Origin of the sequence: Chitinophaga sp., assembly GCF_036569125.1 — a bacterium.
Taxonomy (GTDB): Bacteria; Bacteroidota; Bacteroidia; order Chitinophagales; family Chitinophagaceae; genus Chitinophaga.
The window spans coordinates 1-15,675 of record NZ_DATCRF010000487.1 but is presented as its reverse complement, the minus strand read 5'-3'; the positions used below and the strand labels follow the sequence as shown (position 1 = coordinate 15,675).

The window sequence follows — 15,675 nt, the reverse complement described above, 5'->3', positions numbered from 1 at the left end:
TTATGTTGTAGGTTGTTGTTCTCGCTTACGTTCCTTAATTCTTTGTATGAGCTTCTTGACTATTTCAAAAGCTCTGAAATAAAATTCTTTGTTGAATAATTGCGAATCGTTCATGGCCTTGTAGATCAGGAACGCCGCAATGGGCAGCAGCACAATATTCGATAGCCACATGCCCCCAAAGGTGGTCAGCACATCTTTCCGCGCCATTTTTTCGCCCACCATGAAAAAGATGTTAAATATAACAAAAAATATTACTGCAAATACCAGGGGCGTTCCCAAACCGCCTTTGCGGATAATGGAGCCCAGGGGCGCCCCTATCAGGAACATCACCACACAGGCGGCTGCCAGGGTGAACTTGCGCTGCCACTCCACTTTATGCAGGATCATAATGGTATTCTTATCGCCATATTCCTTGGCCGGCGCTTCCAGGTTACTCTGTGTTTCACGCAGGGCCTGTTCCGCACGGTCTAATACATAACGGTAATTCTTTTGCGGTATTATATCCTTAAACTGTTTTACGCCCAGGGAAGGGGCGGAAGGCAGCCAGGCGCTGTCTTTCCATTTATAAAAAGGGTAGCGAGAGGTTACATAGGCGCTCACGGTTTTGCTTACATTGGCCGCCTCCCGGTTCAGGGAATCAATGGCTTTATCCAGCTGCCGTATGTTCAGCATTTGCTGGTTAGAGGCAAACAGGCCCATATCCAGGCGGCTAAAGGTAAAGGAGCTAAGGTCAAATGCTTTTTTATATTCTTTAAAACCCATGCGTATCAGCTCACCGGGTGTGTTGGAGCCGCGCAGGTTACGTTCCTCATACCGCCAGCCATCGTTCAGTACAAAGTACAGGAAACGCTTATTGCTGGAAAGCTCCATGGTGCCTTTGTTAGCCAGTATCAGCTTATCGGCCGCAGCGCCGCCGCCACTGTTCGACTGATCAAAGATCATTACCTGGTGAATGGTCTTGTTATCTTTTTCCTTACGCGCTACTTTGATCGTATAGCCGGGAATATCACCGTAAAACACGCCTGCTTTAATATTAAAGGCCGGCTTGGAATTGGTAATATCGTACAGCAGTGATTTTGCGCGCAGGTTAGCAACCGGTATCACGTAGTTGGCAAACAGAAAGGCAAGTACGCCAATAATAATACAAACAAACAGTAACGGACGTATGAAACGCAGCAGGGAAATGCCGGATGATTTTAAGGCCACCAGCTCAAAGCTCTCTCCCAGGTTGCCAAAGGTCATAATAGAGGAAAGCAATACCGCCAGCGGCAGGGCCAGGGTAATTAAGCTGGCGCTGGTATAGGAAATAAGCTCCAGTATTACCGGAAGGTCCAGCCCTTTGCCCACCAGGTCGTCAATGTACTTCCAGAGGAACTGCATCAGCAATACGAACCAGGTCACAAAAAAAGTGGCTATAAAAGGCCCCAGGAATGTTTTAATAATGAGCTTATCAAGTTTTTTCACTTCGTAATAATAGTTATTATTTACGATTTTTACCATGTTATCAGGCCGCAAAAAATTGCCACAGCAAGGAGCGCCTGATGCTGTACGAGCCGCAAATTTACTTCGATTTTCCGTAGCAGCGGCCACGCGGGTATGATGATAGCGTTAATTATATGACAAATTTTTTGCTTACACCTGCGGAGCGGCAGGTAGCTTTTGATGCCGGCTGGATCTATCATAAGAACAGCGTGATCACCAAGGTGATGGAGCTGTTCGGCGCATTGCACCGCGAGCTGGAAATACAGGCGCCGGCAGCCGCCTTCCCGGTGCCCTGCCTGCAGCAGGGCGGTAAAATATCAAAAGGGGAGCGGTATAAAGAGCTGCCCTATGTAATACTGGATTACCCGCGCTACTTTAGCCAGGAGGCGGTATTGGCCTTCCGTACCATGTTCTGGTGGGGCCATTATTTCAGCTGCACCTTACACCTGGCCGGTACGGTAAAAATACATTATGCGTCCGCGTTAAAAGCCGGTTATGGAACGCTGGTGGCGCAGAACTTCCAGGTAGCTGTGCAGGACGATCCCTGGATGCATGATTTTGAAAATGGAAATTACCGCGCAGTAGCTGCTTTTACGCCACAGGAGTGGGATACATGGGTGGAACAAAAAGATTTTATAAAGCTGGCAAAACCGTTTGCCCTGGAAATTTGGGAAAAAATAATCCCTGAAGCAGTAGCCTGTTATACAACCTTACTGGCAATAATAAATGGGTAATGAAGGTAGCGAGTGACTGGTAAATGAGGGGTATTACAAAGTCAATTACTAGCTACCGTAACGGGTATTAATTCCCGATACGGTGAAAAAGGTCTTTTACCTGGTAGTCCCAAAGCTGGCTCTGGTCGGCTATTTCTTTCTTCTCTGCAAAATCTTTTACTACCAGTATAGTTTCATTGGTAACTTCTGATATCTGAATGCGGAACTCAAAAAATTCTCCATTAGGGGCATGTAACCAACGCAAACGAATAAATTCTTCTTCCTCCTGCTCCAGCACTTCGGCTTCTTCAGTAGCGCCATTCCAGGAAAAGGAAAAAACATTATCCCTGAAATCTACTTTATCAGCAAACCACTCCTGCAAACCGGCGGGGGTGGAAAGGAATTCGTATAAGATACTGGGTGAGCACCGTACCGGGTATTCCAACTCATATTGCACTTTCTTAGACATCGCTCAATGTAATTAGTAAATCAATATCATCCGGCTGCAATTATAGAAAAATATTTATTCTGTCAAAATAATTTGCTGTTTTTTTTTAATCAATTCCGGCATTTATTTGATGATTTATAAATTTTATTACTATTAAAATAATATTTAATATATTTATGTTGATTAATAGTCTATTAGACACTTTTTCCGTCAGGATCGGTCAGTGAAACCTATAGTCAGACAGAAATAAATAATCAATCGATTTTGCTTGAAAACGATTTAACAAGTAAACATTTTTTTTGGGTGGTGTCTAAAAAAACTTATTTTTGTCTGGTATTCGTCAAAAATTAACTTTTTATTAATAACCTGTAACTGTTCCGACTCTATGTCAATGCGCCAACTCAAGATCACGAAGTCGATTACGAACAGGGAGTCACAATCCCTGGAGAAGTACTTGCAGGAAATTGGAAAAGTAGATCTGATAACGCCGGAGGAAGAAGTGAACCTCGCCATCCGAATCAAGCAGGGTGACCAGCGGGCACTGGAAAAACTGACCAAAGCAAATTTACGCTTTGTGGTTTCCGTGGCTAAGCAGTATCAGAACCAGGGCCTGTCGCTCAGTGATCTCATTAATGAAGGTAATCTGGGCCTCATAAAAGCGGCTCAGCGTTTTGATGAAACCAGGGGTTTCAAATTCATTTCCTATGCCGTATGGTGGATCCGTCAATCCATTCTGCAGGCATTGGCAGAACAGTCCCGTATTGTACGCCTGCCTTTGAACAAAGTAGGCTTAAGCAATAAGATCAGTAAAGCATATTCCCAGCTGGAGCAGGAATTTGAGAGAGAACCCTCTCCCGACGAACTGGCTACCATCCTGGAAATTAATACAGAAGAGGTAGAGGCCACCTTAGGGGTAGCTGCCCGCCACGTATCCATGGACGCTCCGTTCATTGATGGTGAGGACAACTCCCTGCTGGATGTGCTGGAAAACCCGAACGCAGTTAGCGCCGATGAGGAGCTGGATCATCATGATTCACTGCGCCGGGAAATAGAACGTTCCCTGTCTACCTTAACCGACCGTCAGAAAGATGTGATCATGCTGTACTTCGGCATTGCCGTTGAACATCCCATGTCACTGGAAGATATTGGTGAAAAATTTGGTCTTACCCGCGAACGCGTGCGCCAGATCAAGGATAAAGCCATCACAAAGCTGCGCACAACCTCACGGAGCAAGCTACTCCGGAACTATTTAGGCAGCTGAGTATGCTAAATGGTTTTAGTGGCTCAGTAGGCGTTGCTGGTATTTTTGTAATCTATGCTAGTTTTGTAATCAGACCGTAAAAACATAATTTCGCAAAAAAAATGGTGAATATGTTAGCATATTCACCATTTTTTTTGCCGTTACGGAAAGCCCGGCCGCAGATTGCGGGCCGGCAATCACGAACGATTAACGTAACTTTGATCCGTAAAAACAACTAATAGATCTACTAATGTTTGAATCATTATCAGAAAGGCTGGATTCCGCGTTCAAACTCTTGAAAGGAGAGGGCCGTATCTCTGAAATCAACGTAGCCAGCACCGTAAAGGAAATACGCCGTGCACTGGTGGATGCGGACGTGAACTATAAGATAGCCAAAGACTTTACCGACCGGGTAAAGGATAAGGCGCAGGGGGAAAAGGTGCTTACTGCCATCTCTCCCGGGCAGCTGATGGTGAAGATCGTGAAGGACGAGCTGGCGGCCCTGATGGGGGGCGAAGCGGCAGAGCTGGAGCTCAAAGCTAATCCTACCATTATACTCATAGCCGGTTTGCAGGGTTCGGGTAAAACCACCTTCTCCGGCAAGCTGGCCAACTTCCTGAAAACCAAGAAGGGTAAGAAGCCATTGCTGGTAGCGGCGGACATTTACCGCCCGGCGGCTATTGACCAGCTGAAAGTGCTGGGCGGGCAGATAGAAGTACCCGTGTACAGCGAGCCGGAAAACAAGAATGCCGTGCAGATAGCTGAAAATGCTATTAAGGAAGCCAAACAGAACGGAAATAACGTAATTATTATAGATACTGCCGGCCGCCTGGCTGTGGATGAGGCTATGATGACCGAAGTGGCCAATATCCGCAAAGCGGTGCAGCCACAGGAGATCCTGTTCGTAGTGGATTCCATGACCGGCCAGGATGCGGTGAACACCGCCAAGGCCTTTAACGACCGCCTGGACTTCAGCGGTGTGGTGCTTACCAAGCTGGATGGCGATACCCGCGGTGGTGCTGCTTTAACCATCAAGTACACCGTGGAAAAGCCCATCAAGTTCGTGAGCATGGGCGAAAAGCTGGATACGCTGGATGTATTTTACCCCGAGCGTATGGCACAGCGTATCCTGGGCATGGGTGATATTACCACCCTGGTAGAAAGGGCGCAGGCGCAGTTCAATGAAGAACAGGCTAAAAAGCTGGAAAAGAAGATCCGTCAGAACCAGTTTGATTTTGATGACTTCCGGGAGCAGCTGCAGCAGATCAAGAAAATGGGTAACCTGAAAGACCTGATGGGGATGATACCCGGGGTAGGTAAGGCTATCAAGGATATTGACATCAGTGATGATGCCTTTAAAGGCATAGAAGCCATGATAGGTTCCATGACCCCGCAGGAACGGGGTAACCCGGATCTGATAGACGGCAGCCGCCGCAAGCGCATTGCCAAAGGCGCCGGTAAAGAGATCCAGGATGTGAACCAGTTCATGAAGCAGTTTGAGCAAATGCGGCAAATGATGAAGATGATGAATAAAATGGGTGCAGGAGGCAAAGGACTGAAAGCGCTGGGAAGATAGGATTTAGTCCATGGTCCACTGTCGATGGTCCATGGCCTGTAGCGGGAATGCTGGTTTTCAGGCACTATGCAATGGGCTATGGACCGTGAACTATGAGCTTGGCGGGAAATTATTTTGAGATTCACAATTATTCTGTTATTTTTGCACCCCTATATATTTTTTTTATAACTCGCAAAAAAATAATTCGATTTATTTATGCCAGTAAAGATCAGATTACAACGTCATGGCGCGAAGAAAAGACCTTTCTATTTTATTGTAGTAGCCGATGCGCGCGCGCCCAGAGATGGTAAATTCATCCAGAAGATCGGTACTTACAATCCCTTAACCGTTCCGGCATCTATTAACATTGATACCGAAAAAGCACTGCGCTGGTTACAAAAAGGTGCCCAGCCCACTGATACGGTAAGGCGTATTCTTTCTTTCAAAGGTGTACTGTATTTGAAGCACCTGTTGAGAGGGGTTAAATTAGGTCTGTTTGATGAGCCTACTGCTTACAAGAAATTTGAGCAATGGCAGGCAGAACATGAGCAGAAAGTAGCGGCCCGCCGCGATTCCCACAAGAAAGCACGTGCTATTACGCCCATCGTAAAGAGGGTTGAAGATGCACCGGCTGAAGGTGGTAACGCAGAATAAGCTATTTGCTTGATCATACTTAAAAGGGAAATATTTGTCCGCAAATATTTCCTTTTTTTATTTTGAACCGTTTCCCGGAATATGAACAATTACTTCAGCATAGGCAGACTGGTAGCCGCTTTTGGCCTGCAGGGAGAGCTAATACTCCGGCATAGCCTGGGTAAAAGAACCGCCCTTAAAGGGGTGGAGGTGCTTTTCCTGGAACAGCGGAAGAACAGCTTTATCCCATACTTTTTGCAAAAGGCCAGCATTAAGGATCATGAGCATGCCTTTGTAAAGCTGGAAGGGATTGACAGCAAAGAGGCCGCACAAAAGCTGGTGCAAACGCCGGTATATATGCAGGAAACGGATTTTAAGCAGCAGACTGCATCTGCTGCGCCCTTGTCACTGCTGGGCTTTACCGTGCACGATGCTGCGCAGGGCGTATTGGGCGTTATTGAAGAGGTGATTGAAATGCCCATGCAGGTGCTGGCCAAAGTGACCATACAGGGTAAAGAGGCCCTGCTGCCGCTTAACGAGCAGTCGCTGGTAAAAATTGATAAAAAGAACCAGGTAGTACACCTGCAGCTGCCGGATGGCCTGCTGGATGTTTATCTGGGGTAGTCCATGGACTCAAAAACTACACACATGCGCATCGACATTATTACTGTACAACCGGGCCTGCTGGAAAGCCCCTTTTCCCATTCCATCCTGAAACGGGCGCAGGCAAAGGGGCTGCTGGAAATACAGGTGCATAACCTGCGGGATTACTCTACCTTCAAGCATAACCAGGTGGATGACTACCAGTTTGGGGGCGGCGCCGGTATGGTAATGATGATGGAGCCGGTGATCAATGCTATTGAGCTGTTACAGGCCAAAACCACCTACGATGAGGTGATTTACCTGACCCCGGATGGCGCTACCCTGAACCAGCCGATGGCTAATCAGTTATCGTTAAAAGGTAACCTGCTGTTATTATGCGGCCATTACAAAGGCATAGATGAGCGGATCCGGGAGCATTTCATTACCATGGAAATTTCCATTGGCGATTATGTGCTGTCCGGCGGAGAGCTGGCAGCAGCTGTGCTGGTAGATGCCATTGGCCGCCTGATACCCGGGGTGCTGAATGATGAAACTTCCGCCCTTTTCGACTCATTCCAGGACCATTTGCTGGCGCCGCCGGTTTATACCCGCCCGGAGGAGTTCCGGGGCTGGAAGGTGCCGGAGGTGCTGCTGAGCGGCGACCACCGTAAAATTGAGGACTGGCGGCATACGCAGGCCCTGGAACGCACGCAACAGCGCCGCCCGGATCTGTTGAAGTAAGCGTTTAGCTATTAGCTTTTAGCGGTTAGCTGATAGTTCCGGAGCTAATGGCTAGCAGCTAAAAGCTAATAGCTGGCTAATATTTTTCCCAATAATTTGGAACTTCTCATTTGTATACTTACCTTTGCCGTCCCATAAATAATTGTAAAGATGAACGCTATTTCTTTTGTTCACGAGCAACTGACAGGAAAAAAAGAATTTCCGAAATTTAAAGCCGGTGACAATGTTACCGTTAACTATAAAATTGTGGAAGGTAACAAGGAAAGGATCCAGTCCTTTAAAGGGGATGTGGTGAAGATCCAGGGTACCGGTTTTACTGCTTCTTTTACCGTGCGTAAGATCTCTGATGGTGTAGGTGTTGAAAGGGTTTTCCCCCTGTACTCTCCTAACATTGATTCCATCCTGCTGCATAAAGTAGGTAAGGTAAGAAGGGCAAAACTGTATTACCTGCGTGAGCGCGCTGGTAAAGCAGCCCGTATCAAAGAAAAAAGGGTTTAGTACACAATACAGGGAAATTAGTGAAAACGGGAACCGTTCCTGACGGTTTCCGTTTTCTATTTTTATGACCCTTATTGCTCAGAATGCTGGCCCGGCGCAAGGTTAAAATCTACTTAAACTAATAGCCTGCGTCAGAAAATACCAATTATAAGGTCTATCTTTGTACACTGAACTTTTAAAACTGAGAAAATGACTGCCGTTATTGTAAAATCACCACTTTTACTGTTCCAAGATCTTGGTATGACTGAATTACTGTTAATAGCACTGGTTGTATTATTACTGTTTGGTGGAAGAAAAATTCCCGAATTAATGCGCGGTCTTGGTAAAGGTATCCGTGAGTTTAATGATGCCAAGAACAATGTGCGCCAGGAAATTGAGGATGGCATGAAAGAACAGCCTTCCACTTCTGACGTTAAGAAGTAATTCCCGTTACGCCACCCGATTACCGGAAATTTGTTACGGAGCTTTATGTTAAATTGCCGGAATAGATCAGCCTATTTGCCAATTTAACCATATCACCAATTTAACATTAAAGAATTTAACTGGTTTAGCATTGTCTGAATTCAGCAGTATATCGTCTTTTCACAAAGCCTTATACGCCGGCAGCACTACCTGTACGGAGGTGGTACGCTATTACCTGCAGCGCATAGCCCAATCTTCACATCTGAATGCCTTCCTGGAAGTTTATGAAACGGAGGCCCTTGAAAAAGCCGCTGAGCTGGACGCCCGCATCCGTAAAGGAGAGCCGGTAGGCCCATTGGCAGGGGTAGTGGTTGGCAATAAGGATGTGATCTGCTACAAGGGGCATAAAGTAAGCGCCGCTTCCCGCATTTTAGAAGGATTTACCTCTTTGTATTCCGCTACCGCAATTGAAAGATTGCTGGCAGCGGATGCTATTATTATAGGCAGCCTGAACTGCGATGAGTTTGCGATGGGATCTACCAACGAAAACTCAACTTATGGGCCGGTGCTGAACGCGTTGGATAACACCCGGGTGCCGGGCGGTTCTTCCGGCGGTTCTGCAGTAGCCGTGCAGGCTGGTTTATGCCAGGTAAGCCTGGGAAGTGATACCGGCGGTTCCGTACGGCAGCCGGCCGATTTTTGCGGTATAGTAGGATTAAAGCCCACCTATGGCCGCATTTCCCGTTACGGGCTCATTGCGTATGCTTCTTCTTTCGACCAGATAGGGATTTTTGGCAGGAATATTGCAGATGTGGCTTCGGTTTTACAGGTTATTGCCGGGCCCGATGAGTATGACAGTACGGTAGCGCAAAAGGAAGTTCCTGATTATCAGGCAGCCCTGGCGCACAATAAAACATACAAATTCGCGTATTTAAAGGACGCGCTGCATCACGAGGGACTGGATGCGGAAATGCGGGATGGCTTTTCCGGCTTCTTTGAAGAGTTAGAAGCGGCCGGAAACACAGTAACCGCCACAGATTTTGCCTATCTTGATTATGTAGTACCCGCGTATTATGTGCTCACTACGGCAGAAGCCTCCTCAAACCTCTCGCGATTTGATGGAGTAAAATATGGCCACAGAACCGCCCAAAAAGACCTGGATCTGACCGATTTCTACAAAAAAAGCCGGTCGGAAGGTTTTGGTAAGGAAGTAAAACGTCGTATATTGCTGGGAACCTTTGTGCTGAGTGCAGGCTATTATGATGCCTATTACACTAAAGCACAGCAGGTTCGAAGATTGGTGGTAGATAAGCTATCACAGATATTATCCGAGTATGATGCCATTTTAATGCCAACTGTTCCCAGTACAGCTTTTAAAATTGGAGAAAAAACCGAAGACCCTATTGCCATGTACCTTGCCGATATTTACACGGTACTGGCGAACCTAGCAGGGGTACCGGCCATATCCGTACCACTGCGCCGGCATTCAAACGGAATGCCCTTTGGTGTGCAGATCATCACAAAGCAATTTGACGAAGCGAGCTTGTTAAACATTGCAGATCACGTTATGCAATTGATTTCAGTGAAACAGGTTACTATTGTTTAAAATAAAAATGTGTATGAGGAAAATCTTTTTACTACTGCTGTTGCCAGCGATGGGTGCAATGAGTGTGTTTGCGGCAGATGGCGATGTGGTATCTAAAGAGATGGTAGCTCCCCAACTGGCAGCACCGGACACGGCGATCCTTATGAGTAAGGTAAAACTGCCGAAAGATACCACTACTACACCTTTTGGAACAGCTACTGCTACTGCGGCAGTAAGAAGGGGCGCAGAAAGCCTGCCCTCCAGTGTTCGCAGTCCCAAGGTGTACGAACAGATCAACAACAACCTGGTAGCAGGTTATATTAACACGTATGCTACCCGTTACAGCCAGCATTTGCAGATCATGCTTGAAAGGGGCGAGCCCTATTTCGTAATGATCGAGAAAATTTTCAGGGAACATGGTATTCCTGAAGAAATGAAGTACCTGGCCGTAATTGAATCCAGCTTTAATACCAACGCCCGTTCCAGGGTAGGAGCCGTAGGCGCCTGGCAGTTTATGTCCGGTACCGCCCGCATCTTTGGCCTGAGCGTAGGTAAAAAAGTGGATGAAAGAAAAGACTTCTACAAATCTACCCTGGCAGCAGCCAAATACCTGAACGAGCTGTATGAGCAGTTTGGCGACTGGTTGCTGGTAGTAGCCGCTTACAACTGCGGCGGCGGTGGAGTGCAGCGTGCTATGAAAGCCAGCGGCCGTGAAGACTTCTGGGGCATGCAGTACTTTTTACCGGCAGAATCCCGTAACCATGTTTACAAGTTCATTGCTACCGGTTATATACTGGACAGGTTCAATAACTTCTTTGGTGTAGGCGATGATGCAGGCAGCAGCAGCCTGGTAGCTTCCGTGGAAAAACCAGCTACTTTCACTACAGCAGCACCTTCTGAGCTTACGGAAGATGATATGTTCAACACCGTAGAGTTCAACATCAGCGGCAAATACCGTATAGAGGCCATTGCCAAAAAGCTGAACATAGAGGTAGCTGAAATGAACCGCCTGAATCCCGGCTTTGCACAGGCACTGGCCGGCCCGGAGAACAGCTATGACCTGCGGGTACCTAAAGACAAAATGAAGGTGTTCATGAACGAGCGGGATGAGATCCTGAAAGAATCCGTTCAAATGACACTGGATGATAAGGCGGCAGCTTCCACCAGGGCTAAATTTCCGCCCCCGGCCAGGATCCCGGTACGGGATTCCAGCAGCGCCAAAAAAGCGGTAGGCACAGCCAAAGTGTATAAAGCTAAATCCTCCGCCAAAAAACGCAGCACTGCCAGGAAGGGTACCACAGCTAAAAAGCGGACCACTACCAGCACTGCAGCTAAGAAAAAGAAATAGATCATTACAGAATATACAGGAAGGACCGCCCGGGCGGTCCTTTTTTTATGAATACCATTGTCATGTTCATACAGGAGCAGATCAACGAATTCTTACGCAACAAGCTGTATGCCGCAAGCTGCATTGGCGGCCGGCTGGAGTGCCAGGCAACTTCAGGCACCCTGCTTACACTGCGCGGGCAAAAGGCTGATGGGAAGAATATTTTTTTCTGGGACCTGGAAATGCCATTACAGCGGCTCATTCATCAATACCTGACGCTGGAAGCGCCGCAGGCTGCTGCTTTTACCATTGATATAGATCTTGAGCAGAATAGTTTTGTGTACCGGCTTAGCTCAGCGGCAGAAATGAAGGCCATGGAAAAAGCCAATGCGCTGCAGGAAAAAGCGGAAGCAGACCAGCGTCTGCAGGACATGAGATCTGCGCTGCTGGCTAATAACATCCCCTACGGCCAGGCATTAGCTACCAAGGTTGCGCAGGCGCTTAACCGTGGCGCGCTTATGAACAGCCACCGGGATTACTGCGGCATGGGACTGGAAAAAGATGCTAAAGGGCAGTACCTGTACGGGGAAGTTTGGGATGGCGGTTTAACACCCGGCGCCCGCACCTTTGCAGATAAAGCCAGCTTTATACAATGGCTGGCCGTGCAGTCAGATGCCAGTATGGCCAACCTGCAAAGCAAGGATACCTGGGTATGGAACAACCAGGTTATTAACCGGCAAAGGCTGGAAGCGTTTATTCAAGGCTTGCCTTCATAGGGCCGGATGCCTTCCAGGATCTTTTAGATTCAAAATGCTTCACCATATCCAGCAGGGGGCCGGTCATAAAGGTGGTGGCCAGGGCCATTAACACCAGCATGGCAAATATTTCGGGAGATAAAATACCCAGGTCATAACCCAGGTTCAGCACAATCAGCTCCATTAACCCGCGGGTGTTCATTAAAGCGCCAATAGCCGTAGCATCAGTCCAGGACTGCCCCATTAACCGTGCGGTAAGCGCGCTCCCGCCAAATTTTCCACCCACAGCTACCAGCATGATCAGCCCAAAAACAGCCCACAGGTGCCCGGCACTTAACAATCCTATTTGTGTACGCAGGCCGGTAAAAGCAAAGAAAATGGGCAGCAGCAACAGTACGCTGATGTCTTCTACTTTATCCGTGAGCCAGGTTTTAATGGTTGCATCGGCCGGCATAATTACGCCTGCAAGAAAGGCCCCGAATAAAGCGTGAATACCGATCACCTCTGTGATCCAGGCAGAGAGTAATACCACCAGGAATACAGTGGCTACGGCAGCTACTTTGTTACCGGCGGCAGTGTACTTCCTGATCTGCTTACCCAGCCAGGGCTTTATAACATATAACATAATGCCCACAAACAGCAGGGCTGCACCCAGGGTAATAAGCGTGCCTGCAAAACCGGTAGCTTTTGCAATGGCTACTACGGCAGCCAGTATACACCAGGCAGTAACATCGTCGGCTGCTGCGCAGGTAATGGCCAGTATGCCCAATGGGGTGCCGCTAAGCTTACGCTCCTGCACAATACGCGCCAGCACCGGGAAAGCGGTAATGCTCATAGCAATACCCATAAACAGCGCAAAGGAAATAAACCCTACATTGGCAGGGGCAAAGTTTGGGAAAATATAATAAGCCAGCCACACGCCCAGGAAGAACGGGAATACAATACTTACATGGCTGATCATCACAGCCACATGCGCTTTGTTCTTTACCTTGCTGGCATCCAGCTCCATACCTACTATGAACATGAAAAAGGCCAGGCCTATCTGGCTCAGGAACTGCAGTGTTTTCAGGCTTTCTGCCGGGAACAGGAAGCTGCTGCCGCCAGGTAATAACCATCCCAGCAGGGAAGGGCCCAGGCAAATACCTGCTACTATTTCGCCTACCACTGCCGGTTGTTTTATATAACGCGCCAGCTTGCCAAATACGCGGGCTGTTACTACGATCAGGATGATCTGCAATAATAAAAGACTAAGGGGATGGCGGATGGTATCCAGCCATTGCTGTCCTAAGCTTAACGGTGCTGCAGTGGCAACCGGTACCGCGCCTCCGCCACCATTCACCGGCAAATGGTTACCCTGGTTAATAATGAACCATATTAAACCGCCAAAAATGCCAATGATAACCGGATACAACAGAGTTTGTTTACGCATAAGCCATAGTTTGCAACTACAAGTTAGGAAAATATGCCATTGTATACCATGCCCTGAGCTATGGACATAGCTATCCTCACAGCTGACAAGCCGCTGCCTGAAAATAACGTGTAACCGTAATAGTTAGTAGAATGATCACGGCTGTATAGATAACAGGACGGCGCCAACCGCAACACCGCATTAAGCGTTGGTTAGGATAGTCACTGAAAAAATTATTGGTGGAAAAATTGTCCGTGATAATAAGCCTCTCGTGATCTGCTGTCCGTTCTTGTAACTGGAATGTTGGATAGTTGTGCTTATGCTATTCTCTTAATATAATCCTCAAACTCTTTTACGGTATGAAAAACATTTTGGGGTAATCCCGCGCCACCAGCACGTTTCGTGTCGGGCACCACGGATACGCCAATGTAAGATTCGCCATCATACTGGATAGCCACTACATCCCCTGACCTGAACACGTCTATCACGATCACGCCTGAATTAAATGCAGTTATATCTACCTTATAAGAGGGGAAGGATGTATTAATAAAGTCTGTTAGTGTGGTTTTATCTACCTTCATATCATTGTTTTTGTCCTGGTTTAGGGAGGGGACTTACCCGGTGCATAGGAACGCCGGCGCCTGCTTGGAATAGTGTGATTTATGACTAAGATAATATTATTGATCATTTTCATAACAATTTTTTTGTTATTACGACGTTATCCGGCTCCCCGTTTCCGTACCAATTGTTTACCAATACTAAAAAACGCTTTAGGGTTATTTTAACTTTTTACGCAGGTTACTTTTAACGGACCGGGGATATAAAGTGAAAACTACACCCTATGCGTTCTTCATTTTCTTACCTCATGTTACCGCTCCTGGTATTGGCTGCCTGTCAGTCAGCCCAGTATAATGGGGAGCCCTCCAAAACTGCCGGTGCTTATGAAGTGCAGGCCGATTCCACCAAATTTGCGAATGACATTACTGCGCTCAATTCCCCCTCGCGGAAAAGGGTGCGCACAGCTGATGTACGGTGCCGCGTGAACAATGTATTCAGGGCGGCATCTGCCCTGGAACAGGTAGTTACAGGCCTGAATGGTATTGTAGTGGAAAGCCATCTGCAAAATGAGTTCGGGGTGTTAAAAGAGGTATCCTACACCACGGATTCACTGAAACGTATTCAGCTGTACACGCCTACGGCCAACCTTACACTGCGCGTACCTGCCGCCAGCCTGGATTCCGTGGTGCATGCCCTTACTGGTATGGCAGCGTTTATTGATTACCGTATGCTGAAAGAGCAGGACAAAACCTGGGATTATCTCACCAATGCATTGAAGAACAAAGAGATGGGCGCATCTCCCGTAAAACCCGGCAAAGACAGTACCCCGCTGGATGTAATGGCTTATCAGGACAGGAAAAAAGAGTATGCCATTGACCGTAAGATCATGAACCTGGCCATCCTGGATGATGTGAACTATGCCACTTTCACGGTGCAGCTGTTCCAGCCGCAGGTGGCAGATGTGCAGGTGGTTGTGAACCCGGAGCAGGTAACCCGCGCCGGTTTTGGTACGGAGCTGTTAACAGCGCTGCGTAATGGAGCTGATGCTTTCCGCAGTGTCGTGCTTTTCCTGCTGCAGCTATGGCCTTTCCTGATCCTTTTGGGAGTGGGCTGGTATGGTTACCGGAAAATGCAGGGCCGGTATGTAGTGAAGAGTGTGAAGTAAAGCAATGAAGCAGGCAATGAGTAACAGGAAGCACCGCGGTGCTTCCTGTTACTTTTATGGGACAGTATAGGATACTTTTATAGCGGCGTGTAGGATATTTGTGAATACGTCCATAATATTATAACTGCATGAAAAAGATCCACGTTTTTGCCGCCATAATTGGCGCTGCATTACTCTTTTCCTATACCGGATTTTCACAGGTTAAGGTGCAGGAGCTGCGCTGTGAGAACCTGAACAATCCTGTTGGGTTGGATGTACTGCAGCCACGCTTCAGCTGGCAATTAGCTGCCACCCAGCGGAATGTATTGCAAACCGCTTATGAATTAAAGATCTCCAGAAACAATACGGTGGTGTGGAGCAGCGGAAAAGTGAACAGCGATTCTTCCGTACACGTAGCCTATAAAGGCCAGGCCCTGGAGCCGGATACCCGCTACAGCTGGCAGGTAAGGGTATGGGATAAAGACGGCAAGCCCTCCGCTTGGAGCGCGCCGGCCTTTTTTCAAACGGCGTTGCTGGACAAAAACGATTGGAAAGCACAATGGATCTCGCCCGGCTTTACGGAAGACAGCGTCAACCGCCCGGC

15 protein-coding genes and 2 pseudogenes are annotated in these 15,675 nt (G+C 47.7%); 13 read left to right on the top strand and 4 right to left on the bottom strand.

The features are described from left to right. On the bottom strand, nucleotides 1–1,464 hold the full coding sequence (locus tag VIM87_RS18335; RefSeq protein WP_331998398.1) for an LptF/LptG family permease: 1,464 nt from the start codon (nucleotides 1,462–1,464) through the stop codon (nucleotides 1–3). 152 nt (nucleotides 1,465–1,616) lie between these two features. Between VIM87_RS18335 and VIM87_RS18330 the strand changes: the two genes are divergently transcribed. Next, on the top strand, nucleotides 1,617–2,216 hold the full coding sequence (locus VIM87_RS18330) for a hypothetical protein (protein ID WP_331998397.1): 600 nt from the start codon (nucleotides 1,617–1,619) through the stop codon (nucleotides 2,214–2,216). Between the two features lie 67 nt (nucleotides 2,217–2,283). Here the strand turns inward: VIM87_RS18330 and VIM87_RS18325 are convergent, their stop codons facing one another. Continuing rightward, nucleotides 2,284–2,664, bottom strand: a complete 381-nt coding sequence (locus VIM87_RS18325) for an START-like domain-containing protein (protein ID WP_089920204.1) — start codon at nucleotides 2,662–2,664, stop codon at nucleotides 2,284–2,286. Between the two features lie 364 nt (nucleotides 2,665–3,028). On the opposite strand from VIM87_RS18325, the gene VIM87_RS18320 reads away from it, so the two are divergent. The 10 genes and pseudogenes from VIM87_RS18320 to VIM87_RS18275 all read left to right on the top strand — a co-directional run bounded on the left by VIM87_RS18320 (nucleotide 3,029) and on the right by VIM87_RS18275 (nucleotide 11,982). Then, on the top strand, nucleotides 3,029–3,904 hold the full coding sequence (locus VIM87_RS18320) for a sigma-70 family RNA polymerase sigma factor (RefSeq protein WP_213086907.1): 876 nt from the start codon (nucleotides 3,029–3,031) through the stop codon (nucleotides 3,902–3,904). Nucleotides 3,905–4,133: 229 nt separating this feature from the next. Then, on the top strand, nucleotides 4,134–5,459 hold the full coding sequence (ffh, locus tag VIM87_RS18315) for a signal recognition particle protein (protein ID WP_331998396.1): 1,326 nt from the start codon (nucleotides 4,134–4,136) through the stop codon (nucleotides 5,457–5,459). Nucleotides 5,460–5,654: 195 nt separating this feature from the next. Then, nucleotides 5,655–5,906, top strand: a pseudogene (gene rpsP, locus VIM87_RS31425) (30S ribosomal protein S16); the annotation flags it as partial. A 267-nt stretch (nucleotides 5,907–6,173) separates the two neighbouring features. Then, on the top strand, nucleotides 6,174–6,695 hold the full coding sequence (gene rimM / locus VIM87_RS18305; protein ID WP_331998395.1) for a ribosome maturation factor RimM: 522 nt from the start codon (nucleotides 6,174–6,176) through the stop codon (nucleotides 6,693–6,695). A gap of 24 nt (nucleotides 6,696–6,719) precedes the next feature. Then, nucleotides 6,720–7,394 (top strand): tRNA (guanosine(37)-N1)-methyltransferase TrmD, encoded by a 675-nt coding sequence (gene trmD, locus VIM87_RS18300; RefSeq protein ID WP_331998394.1) that lies wholly within the window; start codon nucleotides 6,720–6,722, stop codon nucleotides 7,392–7,394. Between the two features lie 150 nt (nucleotides 7,395–7,544). Beyond that, nucleotides 7,545–7,892, top strand: coding sequence for a 50S ribosomal protein L19 (rplS, locus tag VIM87_RS18295; RefSeq protein WP_331998393.1), 348 nt, complete (start codon nucleotides 7,545–7,547; stop codon nucleotides 7,890–7,892). A 189-nt stretch (nucleotides 7,893–8,081) separates the two neighbouring features. Continuing rightward, nucleotides 8,082–8,315 carry a Sec-independent protein translocase subunit TatA/TatB gene (locus VIM87_RS18290; RefSeq protein ID WP_089920189.1) on the top strand — a complete coding sequence of 78 codons (234 nt, stop codon included), beginning with the start codon at nucleotides 8,082–8,084 and terminating at the stop codon, nucleotides 8,313–8,315. Between the two features lie 130 nt (nucleotides 8,316–8,445). Then, nucleotides 8,446–9,900, top strand: a complete 1,455-nt coding sequence (gene gatA / locus VIM87_RS18285; RefSeq protein ID WP_331998392.1) for an Asp-tRNA(Asn)/Glu-tRNA(Gln) amidotransferase subunit GatA — start codon at nucleotides 8,446–8,448, stop codon at nucleotides 9,898–9,900. A gap of 13 nt (nucleotides 9,901–9,913) precedes the next feature. Next, nucleotides 9,914–11,227: a lytic transglycosylase domain-containing protein gene (locus tag VIM87_RS18280; protein WP_331998391.1), complete on the top strand. Its 1,314-nt coding sequence runs from the start codon at nucleotides 9,914–9,916 to the stop codon at nucleotides 11,225–11,227. 62 nt (nucleotides 11,228–11,289) lie between these two features. Then, the gene (locus tag VIM87_RS18275) at nucleotides 11,290–11,982 is read left to right on the top strand and encodes a hypothetical protein (protein ID WP_331998390.1); all 693 of its coding nucleotides are present in this window, start codon (nucleotides 11,290–11,292) and stop codon (nucleotides 11,980–11,982) included. Here VIM87_RS18275 and VIM87_RS18270 read toward each other — a convergent pair. Further along, nucleotides 11,960–13,390: a cation:proton antiporter gene (locus VIM87_RS18270; RefSeq protein WP_331998389.1), complete on the bottom strand. Its 1,431-nt coding sequence runs from the start codon at nucleotides 13,388–13,390 to the stop codon at nucleotides 11,960–11,962. The two genes, VIM87_RS18275 and VIM87_RS18270, sit on opposite strands and share 23 nt — an antisense overlap. Before the next feature lie 296 nt (nucleotides 13,391–13,686). After that, on the bottom strand, nucleotides 13,687–13,950 hold the full coding sequence (locus tag VIM87_RS18265) for a hypothetical protein (protein WP_089920179.1): 264 nt from the start codon (nucleotides 13,948–13,950) through the stop codon (nucleotides 13,687–13,689). A 260-nt stretch (nucleotides 13,951–14,210) separates the two neighbouring features. On the opposite strand from VIM87_RS18265, the gene VIM87_RS18260 reads away from it, so the two are divergent. Next, nucleotides 14,211–15,092 carry a DUF4349 domain-containing protein gene (locus VIM87_RS18260; protein WP_331998388.1) on the top strand — a complete coding sequence of 294 codons (882 nt, stop codon included), beginning with the start codon at nucleotides 14,211–14,213 and terminating at the stop codon, nucleotides 15,090–15,092. A gap of 128 nt (nucleotides 15,093–15,220) precedes the next feature. Next, nucleotides 15,221–15,675: pseudogene (locus VIM87_RS18255) on the top strand (alpha-L-rhamnosidase); the annotation flags it as partial.

Bases quoted from the DNA above. Each gene is read 5' to 3' on its own strand.
- VIM87_RS18330 (WP_331998397.1), top strand. From the start codon at position 1,617: ATGACAAATTTTTTGCTTACACCTGCGGAGCGGCAGGTAGCTTTTGAT.
- VIM87_RS18325 (WP_089920204.1), bottom strand. From the start codon at position 2,664: ATGTCTAAGAAAGTGCAATATGAGTTGGAATACCCGGTACGGTGCTCA.
- VIM87_RS18320 (WP_213086907.1), top strand. From the start codon at position 3,029: ATGTCAATGCGCCAACTCAAGATCACGAAGTCGATTACGAACAGGGAG.
- ffh (WP_331998396.1), top strand. From the start codon at position 4,134: ATGTTTGAATCATTATCAGAAAGGCTGGATTCCGCGTTCAAACTCTTG.
- rimM (WP_331998395.1), top strand. From the start codon at position 6,174: ATGAACAATTACTTCAGCATAGGCAGACTGGTAGCCGCTTTTGGCCTG.
- trmD (WP_331998394.1), top strand. From the start codon at position 6,720: ATGCGCATCGACATTATTACTGTACAACCGGGCCTGCTGGAAAGCCCC.
- rplS (WP_331998393.1), top strand. From the start codon at position 7,545: ATGAACGCTATTTCTTTTGTTCACGAGCAACTGACAGGAAAAAAAGAA.
- VIM87_RS18290 (WP_089920189.1), top strand. From the start codon at position 8,082: ATGACTGCCGTTATTGTAAAATCACCACTTTTACTGTTCCAAGATCTT.
- VIM87_RS18280 (WP_331998391.1), top strand. From the start codon at position 9,914: ATGAGGAAAATCTTTTTACTACTGCTGTTGCCAGCGATGGGTGCAATG.
- VIM87_RS18275 (WP_331998390.1), top strand. From the start codon at position 11,290: ATGTTCATACAGGAGCAGATCAACGAATTCTTACGCAACAAGCTGTAT.
- VIM87_RS18270 (WP_331998389.1), bottom strand. From the start codon at position 13,390: ATGCGTAAACAAACTCTGTTGTATCCGGTTATCATTGGCATTTTTGGC.
- VIM87_RS18265 (WP_089920179.1), bottom strand. From the start codon at position 13,950: ATGAAGGTAGATAAAACCACACTAACAGACTTTATTAATACATCCTTC.
- VIM87_RS18260 (WP_331998388.1), top strand. From the start codon at position 14,211: ATGCGTTCTTCATTTTCTTACCTCATGTTACCGCTCCTGGTATTGGCT.